The organism is Bradyrhizobium sp. ma5 (assembly GCF_042258955.1).
In the GTDB taxonomy this organism is placed as follows: Bacteria; Pseudomonadota; Alphaproteobacteria; order Rhizobiales; family Xanthobacteraceae; genus Bradyrhizobium.
Genome location: NZ_CP170156.1, coordinates 8,703,123 through 8,718,496, shown reverse-complemented (window position 1 = coordinate 8,718,496; position 15,374 = coordinate 8,703,123). Strand labels below are relative to the sequence as shown.

Genomic DNA, 15,374 nt, shown 5'->3' with positions numbered 1-15,374 from the left:
TTGATTCACCCCAATTCGGCCCAATATAGCTGTCCATGCAGGACGCCGCTGCATGGCTTGCGTTTAGCCTCAATCGGCGTCATAAGCTGTTGAATTCACTCCGAAACATCACCGTTTGGCCCGTCTTGCGCGAGGCCCATCGTCCCCTTGGTGAATGTCACCAAAACCTGATATCCGAGACGCCATGAACAAGCCCGAGATTTTGCCGCAAGACGACGTCGCCGGTCCCGCGCCGCGGCACCGAACCACGCAGGTCATGGTCGGCAACGTTGCCGTCGGCGGCGGTGCGCCGATCGTCGTGCAGTCGATGACCAACACCGACACTGCCGATATCGACGGCACCATCGCCCAGGTCGCCGCGCTGTCCCGCGCCGGCTCCGAGATGGTGCGCATCACCGTCGACCGCGAGGAAGCCGCGGCCGCCGTGCCGCACATCCGTGACGGCCTGCGCAAGCGCGGCATTACCACGCCCTTGATCGGCGACTTCCACTATATCGGCCACAAGCTGCTCGCCGAGTATCCGGCCTGCGCCGAGGCGCTCGACAAGTACCGCATCAATCCGGGCAATGTCGGCTTCAAGAACAAGCGCGACACCCAGTTCGCCGACATCATCGAGATCGCCAACAAGAACGGCAAGCCGGTGCGCATCGGCGCCAATTGGGGCTCGCTCGACCAGGAGCTACTCACCAAGCTGATGGACGAGAACACGGCGTCCGCCAATCCGCGCGATGCCCGCGCAGTGACCCGTGAGGCGATGGTGCAGTCGGCGCTGCTGTCGGCGGCCCGCGCCCAAGAGCTCGGCATGCCCAAGAACAAGATCATCCTGTCGGCCAAGGTCTCGGCCGTGCAGGACCTGATCGCGGTCTATCAGGAAGTCGTGCGCCGCTCGGACTATGCAATCCATCTCGGCCTCACCGAGGCCGGCATGGGCTCGAAGGGCATCGTGGCCTCCTCGGCCGCACTCGGCATTCTCTTGCAGCAGGGCATCGGCGACACCATCCGCATCTCGCTGACGCCGGAGCCCGGCGGCGACCGCACGCTGGAAGTGCAGGTCGCGCAGGAATTGCTGCAGACCATGGGCTTCCGCACCTTCGTGCCGCTGGTTGCGGCCTGCCCGGGTTGCGGCCGCACCACCTCGACCACGTTCCAGGAGCTGGCGCGCTCGATCCAGGATTTCATCCGCGACGAGATGCCGGCCTGGAAGACCAGATATCCGGGCGTCGAAGAGCTCAACGTCGCGGTCATGGGCTGCATCGTCAACGGCCCCGGCGAATCCAAGCATGCCAATATCGGCATCTCGCTGCCCGGCACCGGCGAAGCGCCGGCCGCGCCCGTGTTCGTCGACGGCAAGAAGTTCCGCACCCTGCGCGGTCCGGGCATCGCCGCCGACTTCAAGGCGCTGGTGATCGACTATATCGATCAGAAGTACGGCGCCGGCGCCAAGGTGCCGGAGACGGCGGGCGCCGCGGAGTAATTTCACTCCGCGCGCAGTCCACACTCAATCGTCGTCCCGGCGAAGGCCGGGACCCATAACCACAAGACGTGGTTATGGCGTGAGATGCGGATTACCAGCCTTCGCAAAAACCCAATCCTGTGGTTATGGGTCCCGGATCTGCGCGCCGCTTCGCTGCGCTTGTCGGGGACGACAGATATGTTTGCGGCGCAGATTGCGCTTCCGTTGATGCGCGCTACCATGTCTCCCAATCAAGAACCATCGGGAGAACGCCCATGAGCTCGCTGTCCGGCAAGCAGGGTCCGCGCTACCGCCACCTCGCCGACCAATCCGAGCCCTATGAGACCATCGGCGTTGAGAAGCTGACCCCGATCATCGGCGCGGAAATCTCCGGCGTCGATATCGGCAAGCTGGTCGGCGACGACGCGCGCTCCAACCGCCAGATGGACGAGATCCATCGCGCGCTCGCCGAAAACCTCGTCATCTTCTTCCGCGATCAGCACATCAGCCCCGACCAGCACCTCGCCTTCGGCCGCAAGTTCGGTGAGCTGCACGTCCACCCCGCCGCGCCGAACGAGGGCGATCCGGCGCTGATGAAGATCTATGCCGACAAGGATTCACCACGCGCCAATGGCGAAGGTTGGCACACCGATGTGTCCTGCGATCTCGAGCCGCCGATGGGTTCGATCCTCTACATCAAGCAGTGCCCGCCGCGCGGCGGCGATACGCTGTTCGCCAACATGTACGCGGCCTATGAGGCGCTGTCGGACCGCATGAAGGCCTATCTCGATGGGCTGACCGCGCTGCATGACGGCGAGCAGACCTATCGTGGCCTGTACGCCAATTACGGCGTCGCCGACAAACGGGAATATCCGCGCGCCGAGCATCCGGTGGTCCGCACCCATCCGGTGACCGGCAAGAAATCGCTCTACGTCAATCGCGGCTTCACCCGCTTCATCGTCGGCATTCCGCGCGACGAGAGCGACGCCATGCTGGCCTATCTCTACCAGCATGCGGAGAACCCGCTGTTCCAGTGCCGCTTCCGCTGGACCGAGAACGCGATCGCGTTCTGGGACAATCGCTGCGCCCAGCACCGCGCAATGTGGGATTACTGGCCGCACACCCGCTCCGGCACCCGCGTCACCGTGAAGGGCGAGCGGCCGGTGTGACGGGAATGCGTAGGATGGGTTTCGCTTCGCTCTACCCATCCTACGAAAACAAAAATAATTCGGGAGGTCGTCGATGCTTCGCGCCGAAGACAACAAATTCCTCACCGAGTCAGGCGAGGGGACCGGAATGGGCGAATTGCTGCGCCGGTTCTGGATTCCGGTGCTGCTGTCGGAAGAGCTGCCGGAGCCGGACAGCGACCCGAAGAAGATCGTTGTCATGGGCGAGGAGCTGCTGGCGTTCCGCGACTCGCGGGGCGTGGTCGGAATCATCGATCAATATTGCCCGCACCGCGGCGCCAATCTCTGGCTCGGCCGCAACGAGGAATGCGGCATCCGCTGCGTCTATCACGGCTGGAAGTTCGACACCGACGGCCGCTGCGTCGACATGCCGACGTCCTATCCGGACCTCAACGCCAAGGACCTGATCCGCATCAAGTCCTACCCGGTGCGCGAATGGGGCGAGATGATCTGGGCTTATATGGGCCCCGCCGATCAGATGCCCGAATTGCCGGCGCTGGAGATGGCGCTGCTGCCGGCCTCGCACCGCTTCGTCACCAAGAAGTGGCAGGACTGCAATTGGGTGCAGGCGGTGGAAGGCTCGATCGACACCGCGCATTTCACCTTCGCGCATCTCTCCTTCGAGAAGGAGGAGAACGAAATCCTCGACATCAAGAAGCATTTCGTCAACCCGCTGACGAGGGTCGCGACCGACCACATGCGCTGGATCGCCGAGGATCCGCGCCCCGTCATCAAGATCAATCCGCATGACGCCGGCCTGACGGTCGCGGGCGGACGGCTCACCGGCAGCGACAACATCTACTGGCGCATCGCCCAGTTCCTGATGCCGTTCCACAGCTATGCGCCGAGCTCGATGCCGGGCGAGAACATGTTCGGCCAGACCTTCGTGCCGGTGACCGACACCAATTGCTGGATCTACACCTATGCGTGGAATCCCGAGCGGCCGCTGACCGACGCTGAGCGCGACGGCTATGCCAATGGCAACGGCGTGATGGCAGTCGTCGACGAGAACTACGTGCCGCTGCGCAACAAGGCGAACGACTACCTGATCGATCGCAAATTGCAGCGGACCAAGAGCTACACCGGGATCAAGGGCGTCTCCGAGCAGGACGCCGCGGTGCAGGACAGCCAGGGCCCGATCGCCGACCGCACCCGCGAGCATCTCGGCCCGACCGATCTCGGCATCATGCATTTCCGCAAGCTGGTGCTGGAGGCGGCCCGCGCCCTGCAAAAGGGCGAGGCACCGCCGCACGCCAGGCATAAGGATCGCTACACCGTTCGCTCCGGCGCCTGCGTCACCAGCAAGACCAAGGATCTCACGGCCGTGATGGTCGAACGGTTCGGCGATCCCACGGGCTTCGTCGGCGGTCCCGGGCAGAACGCCGCGGCGGAATGATCTGTCGTCCCGGCCTTCGCCGGGACGACGTAAACTTACAACGGAATCCTGCGATACTCCCGGTTGGAGAGGCTCGCCTCCTCGAGATCCAGATCGCGCTCGATGCGCCGCCTGGTCTCGTCGGTGATCTTGCCGTCGCGCAGCAGCATGTGGATGAACTTGCGCTCGGACGAGATCAGCTCCCGCGTCAGCGCGGTGCCGGCGGCGGAGACGTCGTGCTTGTCGGGATCGAGCGTATCAGGCAGCTGGTTGATGCGGATCTCATGGCGCGAGCGCAGCAGCTTGATCACCTCGTCGGAGAGCTCGCGGTCGTCGGTGATGGCGTCGAGCGATTTCAGCGCGGCGTTCAGCGCCTCGCGCCGCGCCTCGATTTCCTGCTCGTGCTCGGCGATGTGCTCGCTGCGTCCGTCCTTGGCGAGGCCGAGCAGGCGCACCACCGGCGGCAATCCGAGGCCGAGCCCGACCAGGGTCACGAAGATCACGCCGAAGGCGACGAACAGGATCAGGTCGCGATACGGGAAGGCCTCGCCACCAGGCAATGTCAGGGGCAGCGCAAGTGCCGCGGCGAGCGACACCGCGCCGCGCACGCCGGTGAAGGCGACCACGAACACCGCCCGCCACGACGGCAGCGGATCGCGCTCGCGCACGCGGGCGCTGATCAAGCGCGGCAGATAGGTGCCGGGGAACACCCAGAGGAAGCGCGCGACGATCACGATGACGGCGACCAGCGCGGTAGCGGTCAGGATGTCGTACAGCGGAAACGCCTTCGACTTCTCGTACAGCGAGCGCATCTGGAAGCCGGTCAGGAGGAACAGCAGACCCTCGATCAGATAGATGATCAAGTCCCAGAAGAAGATGCCCTGCAGGCGCGTCGCGGCCGAGATCAGCAGCGGTCCGTTCCAGCTCATATAGAGGCCGCAGGCGACCGTTGCGATCACGCCGCTGCCGCCGAAATGCTCGGGGATCCAGTAGGCGAGATAGGGCGTGATCAGCGACAGCGTGATCTCGACCTGCGGATCCCTGGCGCGGCGGCGGGCGCGCAGGCTGAGCCAGCCCACCGCGGTGCCGAACGCGATCTCGCCGGCGACGATGACGAAGAACGTGCCGGTCGCTTTCGGCAGCGAGAACAGCCCGGTGGTGATGGCGGCGAGCGCGAAGCGGTAGAGGATCAGCGCGGTCGCGTCGTTGGCGAGCCCTTCGCCCTCGAGCACGACAAGGATGCGGCGGGGCATGCCGAGCTTGCGCGCGATCGCGAGCGGCGCGACCACGTCGGGCGGCGCGACGATCGCCCCGAGCAGGAAGCCGATGCTCCAGGGCAGCCCGATCAGATAGTGGGTCGCGGCCGCGACCATGAAGGCGGTGAAGATCACGCAGCCGACCGACAGCAGGATGATCGGCCGCAGATTGGCCTTGAACTCGCGCCAGCTCATCGCGACGCTCGCCGAATAGATCAGCGGCGGCAGCACCACCAGAAGCACGAGCTCGGGCGGCAGTTCCAGCGACGGCATGCCCGGCACGAAGGCGAGCACGATGCCGACCAGCAGGAGCAGGATCGCCGGCGCGATGTCGGTCCGCCGTGCAACCAGCGCGGTTCCCGCCAGCACGCCGAGCAGCGTGAGAAAGATCTGAAATTTGGCTTCCATAATGGGCTCAATTCGCCCGGAAACCAGCGCCAGTCAATGCGGTCCGGCCGGAGCCGAACCGCTGGGGCGTGTCATAAAGCCGTCGTAGGGATGAGTGGGCCGCCCGGTCAGTCCCGCTGATCGTAGCGGTAGGACTTCGAGACGATCTGCCAGCCGTCGGCGAGCTTCATTGCGACCAGATAGTCGGTGAAATAGCGCGGCGGCAGCTGGCAGCGCACCTTGATGAAGGCGGTGTTGTCGTCGGAGCGGTCGATGGTGACGATGAAGTCCTCGCGCGGCTTGCCTTCGGCCTTCGCCGACGGCCGCTTGCGCACCAGAGCGAGCCAGTCCGGCACGCTGAGGACCTTCAGCTCGCCCCTGTCCACCCAGCGCAGGTCGGCACTGGGATGAAAGGCCGTCGCGAGCTTGTCGGCATTGCTCTCGTAGAGGCCGTCGAAATAGGTCTGCACGACGCTTTCGACGCTGGATCGTTCTTGACTCATTGGTTAGTCCTCCCGGCAGGATTTGAACTACTAGAGCGTTTTCGAGCGAAGTGGGTACCGGTTCGCGTGAAGAAAACGCGTCAAAACGAGAATCTAGAGCCCCAGTTCCGATTCAATCGAAACGGAAAGGGCTCTAGGATTTAGCCATGAACCGCCGGATTGCGCCATGGCCGGCGATAAAATTCCGCGTGAGGAGCGAGTCGTGACCGCATCTGCAAATTCGAACGAAACTATCCTGATCGGCGAATGCTTCTGCCGCGACGTGCGCTACGAGGTGGCCGACGCGTTTGGCTATGCGCTGAATTGTCACTGCTCGAATTGCCGGCGCACCACGGGTTCGGCGTTCAAGCCGTTCGCAGGCATCGTGCGCGAGAAATTCACCGTCACCAGTGGTGCCGACGGTCTTCTGATCTACGGCGATGAGCTCACCCACGACGCGCATTGCGGCCGCTGCGGGTCGCTGCTCTATTCGCAGGTCCGTAACGGCGCCTATATCCATGTCACGATGGGTACGCTGCGCGATGCGCCGACGATCCGACCGACCGCGCATATCTTCGTCGGCTCCAAGGCGCCCTGGTACGAGATACTGGACGACCTGCCGCAATATCAGGAGCACGTCACGCAAGGCGGGGAATAAATCCGCTCAAGGCAGGTTCTTGCCCTGAGTTGGGTCCACTTGTGCCGCCGATGTCTCGGACGGCCCCAGCGAGAAGGCGAGCACGACGTCGTCGGCGCGCTGCTTGAACTCCTTGCCGACCGCAGCGCGCGCGGCGTCGGCGAGTTCATGCAACGGCTTGTCCTGCAGCAGGCTGGGGAAGGTGACGGTGACCGACGTGAGCCGGCCATTGTGCCAGTTGAACGCGACCGCCGGTTTGACCCCGACCATCGCAACCAGATCGTTCTCCACGGCCTTGGCGTGCTTGAAGCCGTCGAACACGGCGTCGACCAGGCCGCAGCCCGCGGCGCAGCCGGCCAACAGCGCGAGTGCGAGGAGGGGTTTTGCCATGCTGCGGACCTTGCCGGCCCTGGCGGGTGGAACCGCCGCGCTTGTGCCCTGCATCATGTCCTCCGTGCTTCTGTTCTTGTTGGCTCGATCGTGCACGAAATCTCCCGATCAGCCAAATCCGAACCGGCGGTCTGTTTCGTCGACTAACAGTCAGGACGGCATGGTCCACGCCATCGCGGATCGTGAGGCGGCTCACAAAGCACCGCGCACGCTTCTGGTAAACGGACCTGCATGGGCGGCAACGTCGGCAATGTCGAGGTCTGCAACTAGCTCTCAGCAGCTAGATCGCGCTCGCGGCGATATTCACCATCAGGGCCAGCAGCGCCGTGTTGAACACGAACGAGATGATGCCGTGCACGGTCGCGGTGCGGCGGATGATCTTGTCGGTGATGCCGACGTCGGAGACCTGCGCGGTCATGCCGATCACGAAGGAGAAATAGACGAAGTCCCAGTAATCGGCATCGACATGCGCATCGCCGCTCGGAAACTGCAATCCGCCGGGCGTCTTGCCGCGATAGAACTCGTGGGCGTAGTGCAGCGCGAACGCAGTGTGGACCGCCGTCCATGACAGCGTGATGGTGACGATTGCCACCCCCAGTCCCGCCGCGCTGCCCTTGGATGCGCCGAGTTCGAATACGATGGCCAAGAGGCTCGCCAGCGCGCCGAACGCGGTCAGCAGCAGGATCAGGAAACGGCCATCGTCCTGCAAGATGGCGCTGCGCTTGATGTGGGCGACGCCACAGCGCAGCATCATCACATAGGCGAGCACGAGATAGAGCGCGGCGAAAGCGTCCCAGCCGGCGAGCATGCGCGTCACGAGGCGCATCGAGCCCGGGATCAGCAGCGCGACGGCGATGCCGACCGTGATCGAAACGAAGGTGCGCGGCCGGCCCACCACCACGCGGACCGGCATCGGCAGCTTGTGGAAACGAACAAGGCGATCGTCGAACTCCTTGTTCATTTCGCGTTTTACTTTCCGCTAATTCTTGCGCTCGGCGACGAAGCGGGCGGCCGCGCGCAGCACGTCGCCCCGATCGCCGAATACCGACAGCGCGGCGTCGGCGCGCGCCAGGAGGTCGCGCACGCGCTGCTTGGCGCCGTCGATGCCGAGCTGGGTGACGAAGGTGGTCTTGCCGAGCACGGCGTCGGCGCCTGCCGGCTTGCCGAGTGCGGCGGCGTCGCCCTCGACGTCGAGCAGGTCGTCGGCGATCTGGAAGGCTTCGCCGAGCGCTTTGCCGTAATCGTCGAGCGCCTGGTATTCCTTCTGCGAGGACTGGCCGAGGATCGCGCCGGCGATGCAGCCGAAGCGGAGCAATGCGCCGGTCTTCATCTGCTGCACGCGCGCGACGTCGACCGGCTCGCGGTCGCCGAAGCGACCTTCGCCGGCGAGGTCGAGGATCTGGCCGCCGGCCATGCCGCCGACGCCGGAGGCGCGCGCCAGCGCGCGGGTCAACAGCAGGCGGACTTGGGCGTCCTTGTGGATCGCATCGCGGGTGATGATGTCGAAGGCAATCGTCAGCAGCGCGTCGCCGGCGAGGATCGCGGTGGCGTCGTCATAGGCCTTGTGCAGGGTCGGGCGGCCGCGGCGCAGATCGGAATTGTCCATCGCCGGCAGATCGTCATGAATCAGCGAGTAGCAGTGGATGCATTCAAGCGCGGCGCCCACTAGCAGGGCGGATTCGCGCGGGATGCCGAACACCGCGGCGCTCTCGACCGCAAGGAACGGCCGCAGCCGCTTGCCGCCGCCGAGGCTCGAATAGCGCATGGCCTCGATCAGCCGCTTCGGGCGCACGATCTCGTCGCTTTCGGCCGCATCGGACAGCAGTTTGGCGAGCAGGGCTTCGGTATCCTCCGCGGTCTGGTCCAGCCGCTTGGAAAACTCTGCAGTACCGGTCGTCATTAAGAATTGCTCCAGATCGATTTTCGGCCGGACAATCGTTGATGGGATCGGCTTCGTCAATTCCCGGCCTGCGACGGATTGCGCCTTAAAAGTGCTGGAAAAACCGTGAATTATCCCATTGACGTCTGATGACGCCGGCCGTGTTCTGGCTGAAGGCTCCCAAATCCTCCCTGGAAAGGTCCTCCCCGGAAACCCCAGCTTTGCGCATTGTCCGGATTTTATTGCTGCTTTTGCTGGCCCTGCTGTTGCTGCCCTATCTGGTGACGCCGTTCTACCGCACCGGTCAGCCAGTTTCGGCCCTGATGGCGTGGCGGACCCTGCGAGGGGCCCCGGTCACACGGCATTGGATCGATTTCGGCGCCATGTCGCCTTACCTGCCGCGGTCCGTGGTCGGCTCGGAGGACGCCCATTTCTGCAAGCACCGGGGCATCGATTGGGGGGCGCTGCGCGAGGTCATCGACGATGCCGGGGACGGCGAGGCGGCGCGCGGCGGCTCGACCATCACCCAGCAGGTGGCCAAGAACCTGTTCCTGTGGCCCGGCCGCAGCATGATCCGCAAGGGATTGGAGCTGCCGCTGGCGCTCTGGATCGATTTCGTGCTGCCGAAGCAGCGAATTCTGGAAATCTACCTCAACATCGCGGAAATGGGGCCATCCGGGCAGTTTGGCGCCGAGGCCGGTGCCCAATATGCCTTTGGCCGGCCGGCCGCAGAGCTGTCACCCCGGGAGGCGGCGCTTTTGGCGGCGATTCTGCCGAATCCGGTCAAAAGGAGCGCCCGGAACCCGGGTCCGGGGGTCCGCAGGCTGTCCGGCACCTACATGGTCCGGGCCAACTCGGTGACCCGCTGCTGGCGCGAAAATCGCGGCTTCTGAGCGCGATTTCGGGCGGATTTTGCTGTCTCCGGGCCTAGATTTACGCAGTCCCTTCCTCTATAAGCGCGGCCTTACCGGCATCGCAGCTTGCGCTTCGAAGCGCTGAGCCCGTCCGCATTTCGGACGATGCCTCCGCAACACCCTAGAGGACACCGTCATGGCCGTTCCCAGAAGAAAAACCTCGCCGTCGCGCCGTGGCATGCGCCGCTCGGCCGATGCGATCAAGACCCCGACCTATGTCGAGGACAAGGACTCCGGCGAGCTGCGCCGTCCGCACCACCTCGACCTGAAGACCGGCATGTACAAGGGCCGCCAGGTCCTGAAGGCCAAGAAAGAGTCCTGATCGGACTTTCGGCTGTCGCGCCGCTGGCGGGAGCATGATCCGGAAAAGTGCTTAGCGGTTTTCCGGAAATATCATCCTCCAATCAAGATCGCGCTGCGCCTGAATTCGGCCAACGAGTGCGGTCAACACGGGCGCGTCGGCGGCGAGGCCACTGAGCATCGCCGCATTGCTGGTTCTCCCTGAATAAGGCGCAAGCCCGATGGTCGGTTTTCCGCTGCTGCTCGTTCCGCTCGCGGTCTACAACATCATCGCCTTCCTGATGCCCGGCGTGTCCTTCACGGATCCGCTGATCAGGCTGACATTGCTGTCGGGCGAGCAATGGCAGATCACGCTCAGTGACATGCTGCTCGCCGCCGGCGTGCTGCTGTTGCTGCTCGAGGTCATCAAGGGCGCGCGCCCCGGCGCGAAATATCTCACCGACCATCTGCTGTCGCTGATTGTGTTCGGCGCGGCCGCCGCCGAATTCGTGCTCTGGCCGAAATTCGGCAACTCGACCTATTGCCTGCTCACGCTGCTGGCGCTGGTCGATTTCATTTCCGGAATTGCGCTGCGCACCCGCCGCCGCGCGGTGGTCGCTGCACCGGCGCCTGCGCCGGTCGGCAAGTCACAGCCCGCGGCGGTCGAGACGCCGCGGCCCGCGCCTGCGGTGGAGCCTGCGCCGCCGCGGCCCGAGCCTGCACCCGTCGTCACACCGGCCCCCGCCGCGCCGGTTCCGCCAGCGACTTCAGTTGCGGAATCCGTGCTGCTCGATCAGTCCGCGCCCAAGCCCACCGTCACCTCGCCGGATTTGCAGCCCGGCGGCCAGCCATCGCCAGGCACGCCGCAACGCTAGAACGTTATCGAGGACGATCATGAGCGGAGAAACGGCCCTTCCGATCGCCGATTCGACGACCACTCGATCGATCTTTGATTGGCTCGAACGGTTCGCCGCCTGCGTCAGGGCGGTCGATTATGCGGCCGCCCGTCCGTTCTGGCATTCGGACATCATCTCGTTCGGCACCTATCAGGAGCTGATCCACGGCCGCGAGCGCTGGACCGAGATGCAATGGGACAATGTCTGGCCCCGCACCGCGGATTTCGCCTTTGATCTCGCGCATACCGAGGTGCTGATCAGCGCCGACGGCGGCATGGCGACGGTGATCACGCCATGGACGAGCACCGGCTTCCATGCGGACGGCAGCCGCTTCGATCGGCCAGGGCGGGCGACGATCATTCTCGCGCGTCAGGCCGACGGCCGCTGGCTCGGCATCCATTCCCACATGTCGTTGCGCCGCGGCGTGCCGCAGGACAGCCACGGCAACCGGCCCGCCAAGGCCCGCTGATCCCCAAGATGATGGGCTAGATGATTTGCCTTGTCCGCCGCGCGACGCTGCGGCGTTCGTCGACATGCGGGCCGTAGGCGCTCTGCGCGTCGGCCAATGACCCACGCCGCAGCACGCAGGTTTGCGGCTCATGGGCGGCGGTGGCGATCAGATGGGCCACAAACGACGGATCGGCATGCGCCAGCGGGATCTTGGGCGCCCAATGCGTGGTCGCGGCCAGCGGCACCAGAGCCGTGCCGGTCGCCTCGGGAGTATCGGTGAACTCGCCGTCCAAGATCTCTGATTGGACCTCTGATTGATCGATATCGAGCATCGCCTGTGACCCGTTGGAACGTCATAGTTTGGGACGTTGCGTCCCTCTGCAATACCCTCATGGCAAGGGTCATGCCCGCCATCCCCAGTTCGTTCCGCGGCAGTCGAAAACGTGGTTTCCAGATTATTTATCAAGTTCTCCTAGCGTTGGATTCGCCGGAACCACTATCTTGAGAGTGTAATAGAATCACCGGGTGCCGTCCCAAATCGAGACATGTTCGATGCTCCCTGTCCCGCCAGCTGCCAGCATCCTCGCCTCGCTCGGCCAAGCGACTTTCGCCTGGGACCTGGCGAGCGATGCGATTGCCTGGAGCGACAATGTGGCGACGGTCTTCCCGGACATCCCGATCGCGGCGCTCGCAAGCGGTACCGAGCTCGCAAAGCTGATCGAGCCCATGCGCTCGGTCCGATCAGATGCGCTCGGCCAGACCGGATCGGCGCGGGGCGGCGAGGGCGTGCCCTACCGGATCGAATATGGCGTGCGGGCCGTCACCTCGGCGCCGGTGATCTGGATCGAGGAGACCGGCTGCTGGTTTGCCGACGCTGACGGCAGGCCGGCGCGCGTGCAGGGCGTCGTCCGCGTCAACAATGAGCGGCATGCCCGCGACGAGCAACTCGTGAAGCTGTCGCGGCACGACCCGCTGACCAACGAGCTCAACCGCACCCATCTGATCGCCTCGCTCGCCGAGACCATCGAGGAGTGCGCGCGGTTCCGTACCTCATGTGCTTTCATGCTGATCGGCATCGATCATCTGGCGCGGGTCAACGATGCCTTCGGCTTCGATGTCGCGGATGCCGTCATCGCCGAGGTGGCGAAACGGATTCGCGCGCGGCTGCGCGGCGGCGACATGCTGGGCCGCTTCTCCGGCAACAAGTTCGGGCTGATCCTGCGCAACTGCACCGTCGACGACACCAACGTCGCCGCCGAGCGATTCCTCGCCGCGGTGCGCGACGAGGTGGTGCCGACCAGGTCCGGCCCGGTGTCGGTAACGGTCTCGATCGGCGCCGTCACCATCCCGCGCCATGCGAAGTCGTCGGAGGAGGCGGTCAATCGTGCCCAGGAGACGCTGGACGCCGCCAAGAGCCGTCGCGCCGGATCGTTCGCGCTGTGGAAGCCGAATGTCGAGCGCGACGCCCAGCGCCGCGTCAACATCCGCGTCACCGACGAGATTGTCACCGCACTGAACGAGCGCCGCATCGTGATCGGTTTCGAGCCGGTGGTCGATGCGCGCTCGCGGCAGCCTTCGTTCTACGAGTGCCTGGTCCGTATGGAGCAGGATGACGGCCGCGCGCTGCTCGCGCCCGACATCGTGCCGGTTGCCGAGCGGCTCGGCCTGATCCGGATGGTCGATCATCGCGTGCTCGAGCTTGCGATCGCCGAGCTCGCTGCCGCGCCGAGCGTGCAGCTCAGCCTCAACATCTCGCCGGACACCACGATGGATCCGGACTGGTGGGCCACCATCGAATCGCTGATGCGTGCGCATCCCGGCGTCGGCGAACGGCTGATCGTCGAGATCACCGAGACGGTTGCGATCCAGGATATCGACGACGTCCGCGGCTTCGTCACGCGGCTGAAGAATTTCGGCAGCCGGATCGCGATCGACGATTTCGGCGCCGGCTACACCTCGTTCCGCAATCTGCGCAAGCTCGGCGTCGATATTGTCAAAATCGACGGCGCCTTCGTGCAGAACATCGTGCGTTCGGCGGACGACCGCGCCTTCGTGCAGACGCTGATCGATCTTGCGCGCCGCCTTGAAATCAAGACCGTCGCCGAATGGGTGCAGGACGAGGAAGCCGCTGTGATGCTGCGCGAATGGGGCTGCGACTTCATCCAGGGCCGCCTGATCGGCCTCGCCTCGCCGGACCGGCCGTGGAACGCTCCGGTGGAGAAGGCCGTGCCGGCCGCGGGCTGAAGCGCGATGATCGGCTGATCACCGCGCTCCAGAATTTCACTTCGTCAGCTGTCGCCACCGGCGAAGATGTCCTTGCGGATCACCGCATGGACGCCCCAATTGCCGTCGACCACCTGGGTGACGCCGAAATCGACGCCGAGCGAGATCAGCGAGATCGCTTCGTCCTCGGTCAGCTTCTTCGTCGTCATCAGGAACTTGCGCATCTTGCGGAACGCGTCGCGCAGCGCGAGGTCGACCGACGATTTCTTGTAGATCTCGGTCTGCGCACTGGTGCCGAGCTCGCTGAGATAATTGGCGAAGCTGAAGCCGTGCACCAGCCATTCGTCCTGGGTCTCCAGCATCGGGTAGTCGAGTGCTTCCAGCGCGGTGCCGGCGAGGTCCGCCTTCTTGTGCAGGATGATCTGGAAGGTGCCGTTGAGCGAGCATTCGATCGCCGTGCCGCACAGTTCGGAATCGCCCTGCGAGGCGTGAGAATCGCCGACCGACAGCAGCCCGCCCTCGACCGCGACCGGATAGTACATCGTGGCGCCCTTGCCGATCCGCCAATTGTCGATGTTGCCGCCGGTGTAGCTCGGCGGGATCGAATCGACGAACTCGGCCTCCTTGGGCGCGAGCCCGATCACGCCGAAATGCGGACGCACCGGGATGCGCACGTTCTTCAGGATGCCGTGGTTCTCCTTGACCGTCGAATGATCGACCGGCACGCCGGGATAATCGATGGTCTTGTGCACCACGCCGGACGGATCGGTCTGCGGCGTCCAGGTGAAGTTGTAGACGGCGCGCGCCCAGTTGCGTTCGCCTGTGGCATCGACCTCGTAGATGGTGACGACCTCGCGCGGCTTCGGCTCGGTGAGCAGATCCTTGTAGTGGAAGCCCCACGACGCCGCGGCGTTGCTGCCGAACGCCTTGCCGGAATATTTCGGGTTGGCACAGGGCCGCGGCGCCACGTCGATGATGCGCAGCTCGAGCACGTCGCCTTCCTCGGCGCCGCGCACGAACACCGGCCCGGTGCAGATGTGCACGCCGAGGCCTTCGCCCGCACCGCGTCCGAACAGCGAAGCATCCATCGGGCCGGCGCCGCGCCGGTTCACGCCCTTCTTCTCCTTGGTCCAGAGATACACGCTCTCGACGCCGGGATCGCCCTTCACCATGCGCTCGGCATCGTCATTGGCGTGGTGCGTCAGCGCCTCGATCGTGATGAAGTCGCCGGAATTGATCTCGACCCGCGGCTTCAGCGTCTTGCTGAAATAGCCCCAATGCACGGTGTCGGCATTCGCCGGCAAATGGTGATAGGCGCGCTGTGCCGGCTGATGCTTCTCGGCAGCGGCCGCCATCTTCGGCGTCACCAGCGAGATGCCGCCGGCGGTCATTGCCGCGGCGCCGCCCGCCGCCGCGAAGCTCGAGCGCAGGAACGAGCGGCGTTCCCGGTCGAGCGTCTCCTTGAATTGGCGATGATGCAATTCGAAGTCCGGGCAGTTCTTGTCGTCACCTGCGCACATCCTGAGCTCTCCCTCTGCTTTCCCTTGGATCGAAGTGCGGGTGAGA

At 64.8% G+C, this 15,374-nt stretch carries 16 protein-coding genes; 9 read left to right on the top strand and 7 right to left on the bottom strand.

Annotation, left to right across the window (positions count from 1 at the left end):
• Positions 1–184 precede the first annotated feature (184 nt).
• From ispG to ACE103_RS41180, 3 genes are all read left to right on the top strand, one after another.
• Positions 185–1,474 carry a flavodoxin-dependent (E)-4-hydroxy-3-methylbut-2-enyl-diphosphate synthase gene (gene ispG / locus ACE103_RS41190; protein WP_375777606.1) on the top strand — a complete coding sequence of 430 codons (1,290 nt, stop codon included), beginning with the start codon at positions 185–187 and terminating at the stop codon, positions 1,472–1,474.
• 254 nt (positions 1,475–1,728) lie between these two features.
• Positions 1,729–2,622, top strand: coding sequence for a TauD/TfdA family dioxygenase (locus ACE103_RS41185; protein WP_028343560.1), 894 nt, complete (start codon positions 1,729–1,731; stop codon positions 2,620–2,622).
• A 73-nt stretch (positions 2,623–2,695) separates the two neighbouring features.
• The gene (locus ACE103_RS41180) at positions 2,696–4,036 is read left to right on the top strand and encodes a Rieske 2Fe-2S domain-containing protein (protein WP_375777605.1); all 1,341 of its coding nucleotides are present in this window, start codon (positions 2,696–2,698) and stop codon (positions 4,034–4,036) included.
• A 35-nt stretch (positions 4,037–4,071) separates the two neighbouring features.
• Here ACE103_RS41180 and ACE103_RS41175 read toward each other — a convergent pair whose 3' ends face one another.
• Entirely contained in the window at positions 4,072–5,679 is a 1,608-nt protein-coding gene (locus ACE103_RS41175) for a Na+/H+ antiporter (RefSeq protein WP_198964504.1), read from the bottom strand.
• A gap of 107 nt (positions 5,680–5,786) precedes the next feature.
• A complete protein-coding gene (locus ACE103_RS41170) occupies positions 5,787–6,161 on the bottom strand; it encodes a nuclear transport factor 2 family protein (RefSeq protein WP_223971999.1) in 375 nt (124 codons plus the stop codon).
• 202 nt (positions 6,162–6,363) lie between these two features.
• Between ACE103_RS41170 and ACE103_RS41165 the strand changes: the two genes are divergently transcribed.
• Positions 6,364–6,798 (top strand): GFA family protein, encoded by a 435-nt coding sequence (locus ACE103_RS41165; protein WP_223972001.1) that lies wholly within the window; start codon positions 6,364–6,366, stop codon positions 6,796–6,798.
• Positions 6,799–6,804: 6 nt separating this feature from the next.
• Here the strand turns inward: ACE103_RS41165 and ACE103_RS41160 are convergent, their stop codons facing one another.
• From ACE103_RS41160 to ACE103_RS41150, 3 genes are all read right to left on the bottom strand, one after another.
• The gene (locus tag ACE103_RS41160) at positions 6,805–7,221 is read right to left on the bottom strand and encodes a hypothetical protein (RefSeq protein WP_375777604.1); all 417 of its coding nucleotides are present in this window, start codon (positions 7,219–7,221) and stop codon (positions 6,805–6,807) included.
• Positions 7,222–7,447: 226 nt separating this feature from the next.
• Positions 7,448–8,128 carry a DUF1345 domain-containing protein gene (locus ACE103_RS41155; protein WP_375777603.1) on the bottom strand — a complete coding sequence of 227 codons (681 nt, stop codon included), beginning with the start codon at positions 8,126–8,128 and terminating at the stop codon, positions 7,448–7,450.
• A gap of 18 nt (positions 8,129–8,146) precedes the next feature.
• Positions 8,147–9,067, bottom strand: a complete 921-nt coding sequence (locus ACE103_RS41150; RefSeq protein WP_375777602.1) for a polyprenyl synthetase family protein — start codon at positions 9,065–9,067, stop codon at positions 8,147–8,149.
• Between the two features lie 200 nt (positions 9,068–9,267).
• Between ACE103_RS41150 and mtgA the strand changes: the two genes are divergently transcribed.
• The 4 genes from mtgA to ACE103_RS41130 all read left to right on the top strand — a co-directional run bounded on the left by mtgA (position 9,268) and on the right by ACE103_RS41130 (position 11,604).
• Positions 9,268–9,939 (top strand): monofunctional biosynthetic peptidoglycan transglycosylase, encoded by a 672-nt coding sequence (mtgA, locus tag ACE103_RS41145; protein WP_375781288.1) that lies wholly within the window; start codon positions 9,268–9,270, stop codon positions 9,937–9,939.
• A 157-nt stretch (positions 9,940–10,096) separates the two neighbouring features.
• Positions 10,097–10,282, top strand: coding sequence for a 50S ribosomal protein L32 (gene rpmF / locus ACE103_RS41140; RefSeq protein WP_021077536.1), 186 nt, complete (start codon positions 10,097–10,099; stop codon positions 10,280–10,282).
• A gap of 199 nt (positions 10,283–10,481) precedes the next feature.
• A complete protein-coding gene (locus ACE103_RS41135; RefSeq protein ID WP_375777601.1) occupies positions 10,482–11,114 on the top strand; it encodes a hypothetical protein in 633 nt (210 codons plus the stop codon).
• Positions 11,115–11,133: 19 nt separating this feature from the next.
• Entirely contained in the window at positions 11,134–11,604 is a 471-nt protein-coding gene (locus ACE103_RS41130; protein WP_375777600.1) for a YybH family protein, read from the top strand.
• A gap of 16 nt (positions 11,605–11,620) precedes the next feature.
• Here the strand turns inward: ACE103_RS41130 and ACE103_RS41125 are convergent, their stop codons facing one another.
• Positions 11,621–11,878, bottom strand: coding sequence for a hypothetical protein (locus tag ACE103_RS41125; RefSeq protein ID WP_375777599.1), 258 nt, complete (start codon positions 11,876–11,878; stop codon positions 11,621–11,623).
• A 259-nt stretch (positions 11,879–12,137) separates the two neighbouring features.
• Here ACE103_RS41125 and ACE103_RS41120 point away from each other — a divergent pair, with 259 nt between their 5' ends.
• Positions 12,138–13,829: a putative bifunctional diguanylate cyclase/phosphodiesterase gene (locus tag ACE103_RS41120; protein WP_375777598.1), complete on the top strand. Its 1,692-nt coding sequence runs from the start codon at positions 12,138–12,140 to the stop codon at positions 13,827–13,829.
• Between the two features lie 44 nt (positions 13,830–13,873).
• Here the strand turns inward: ACE103_RS41120 and ACE103_RS41115 are convergent, their stop codons facing one another.
• Complete coding sequence (locus ACE103_RS41115) at positions 13,874–15,328, bottom strand: acetamidase/formamidase family protein (RefSeq protein ID WP_375777597.1); 1,455 nt, start codon at positions 15,326–15,328, stop codon at positions 13,874–13,876.
• Positions 15,329–15,374: the final 46 nt, after the last annotated feature.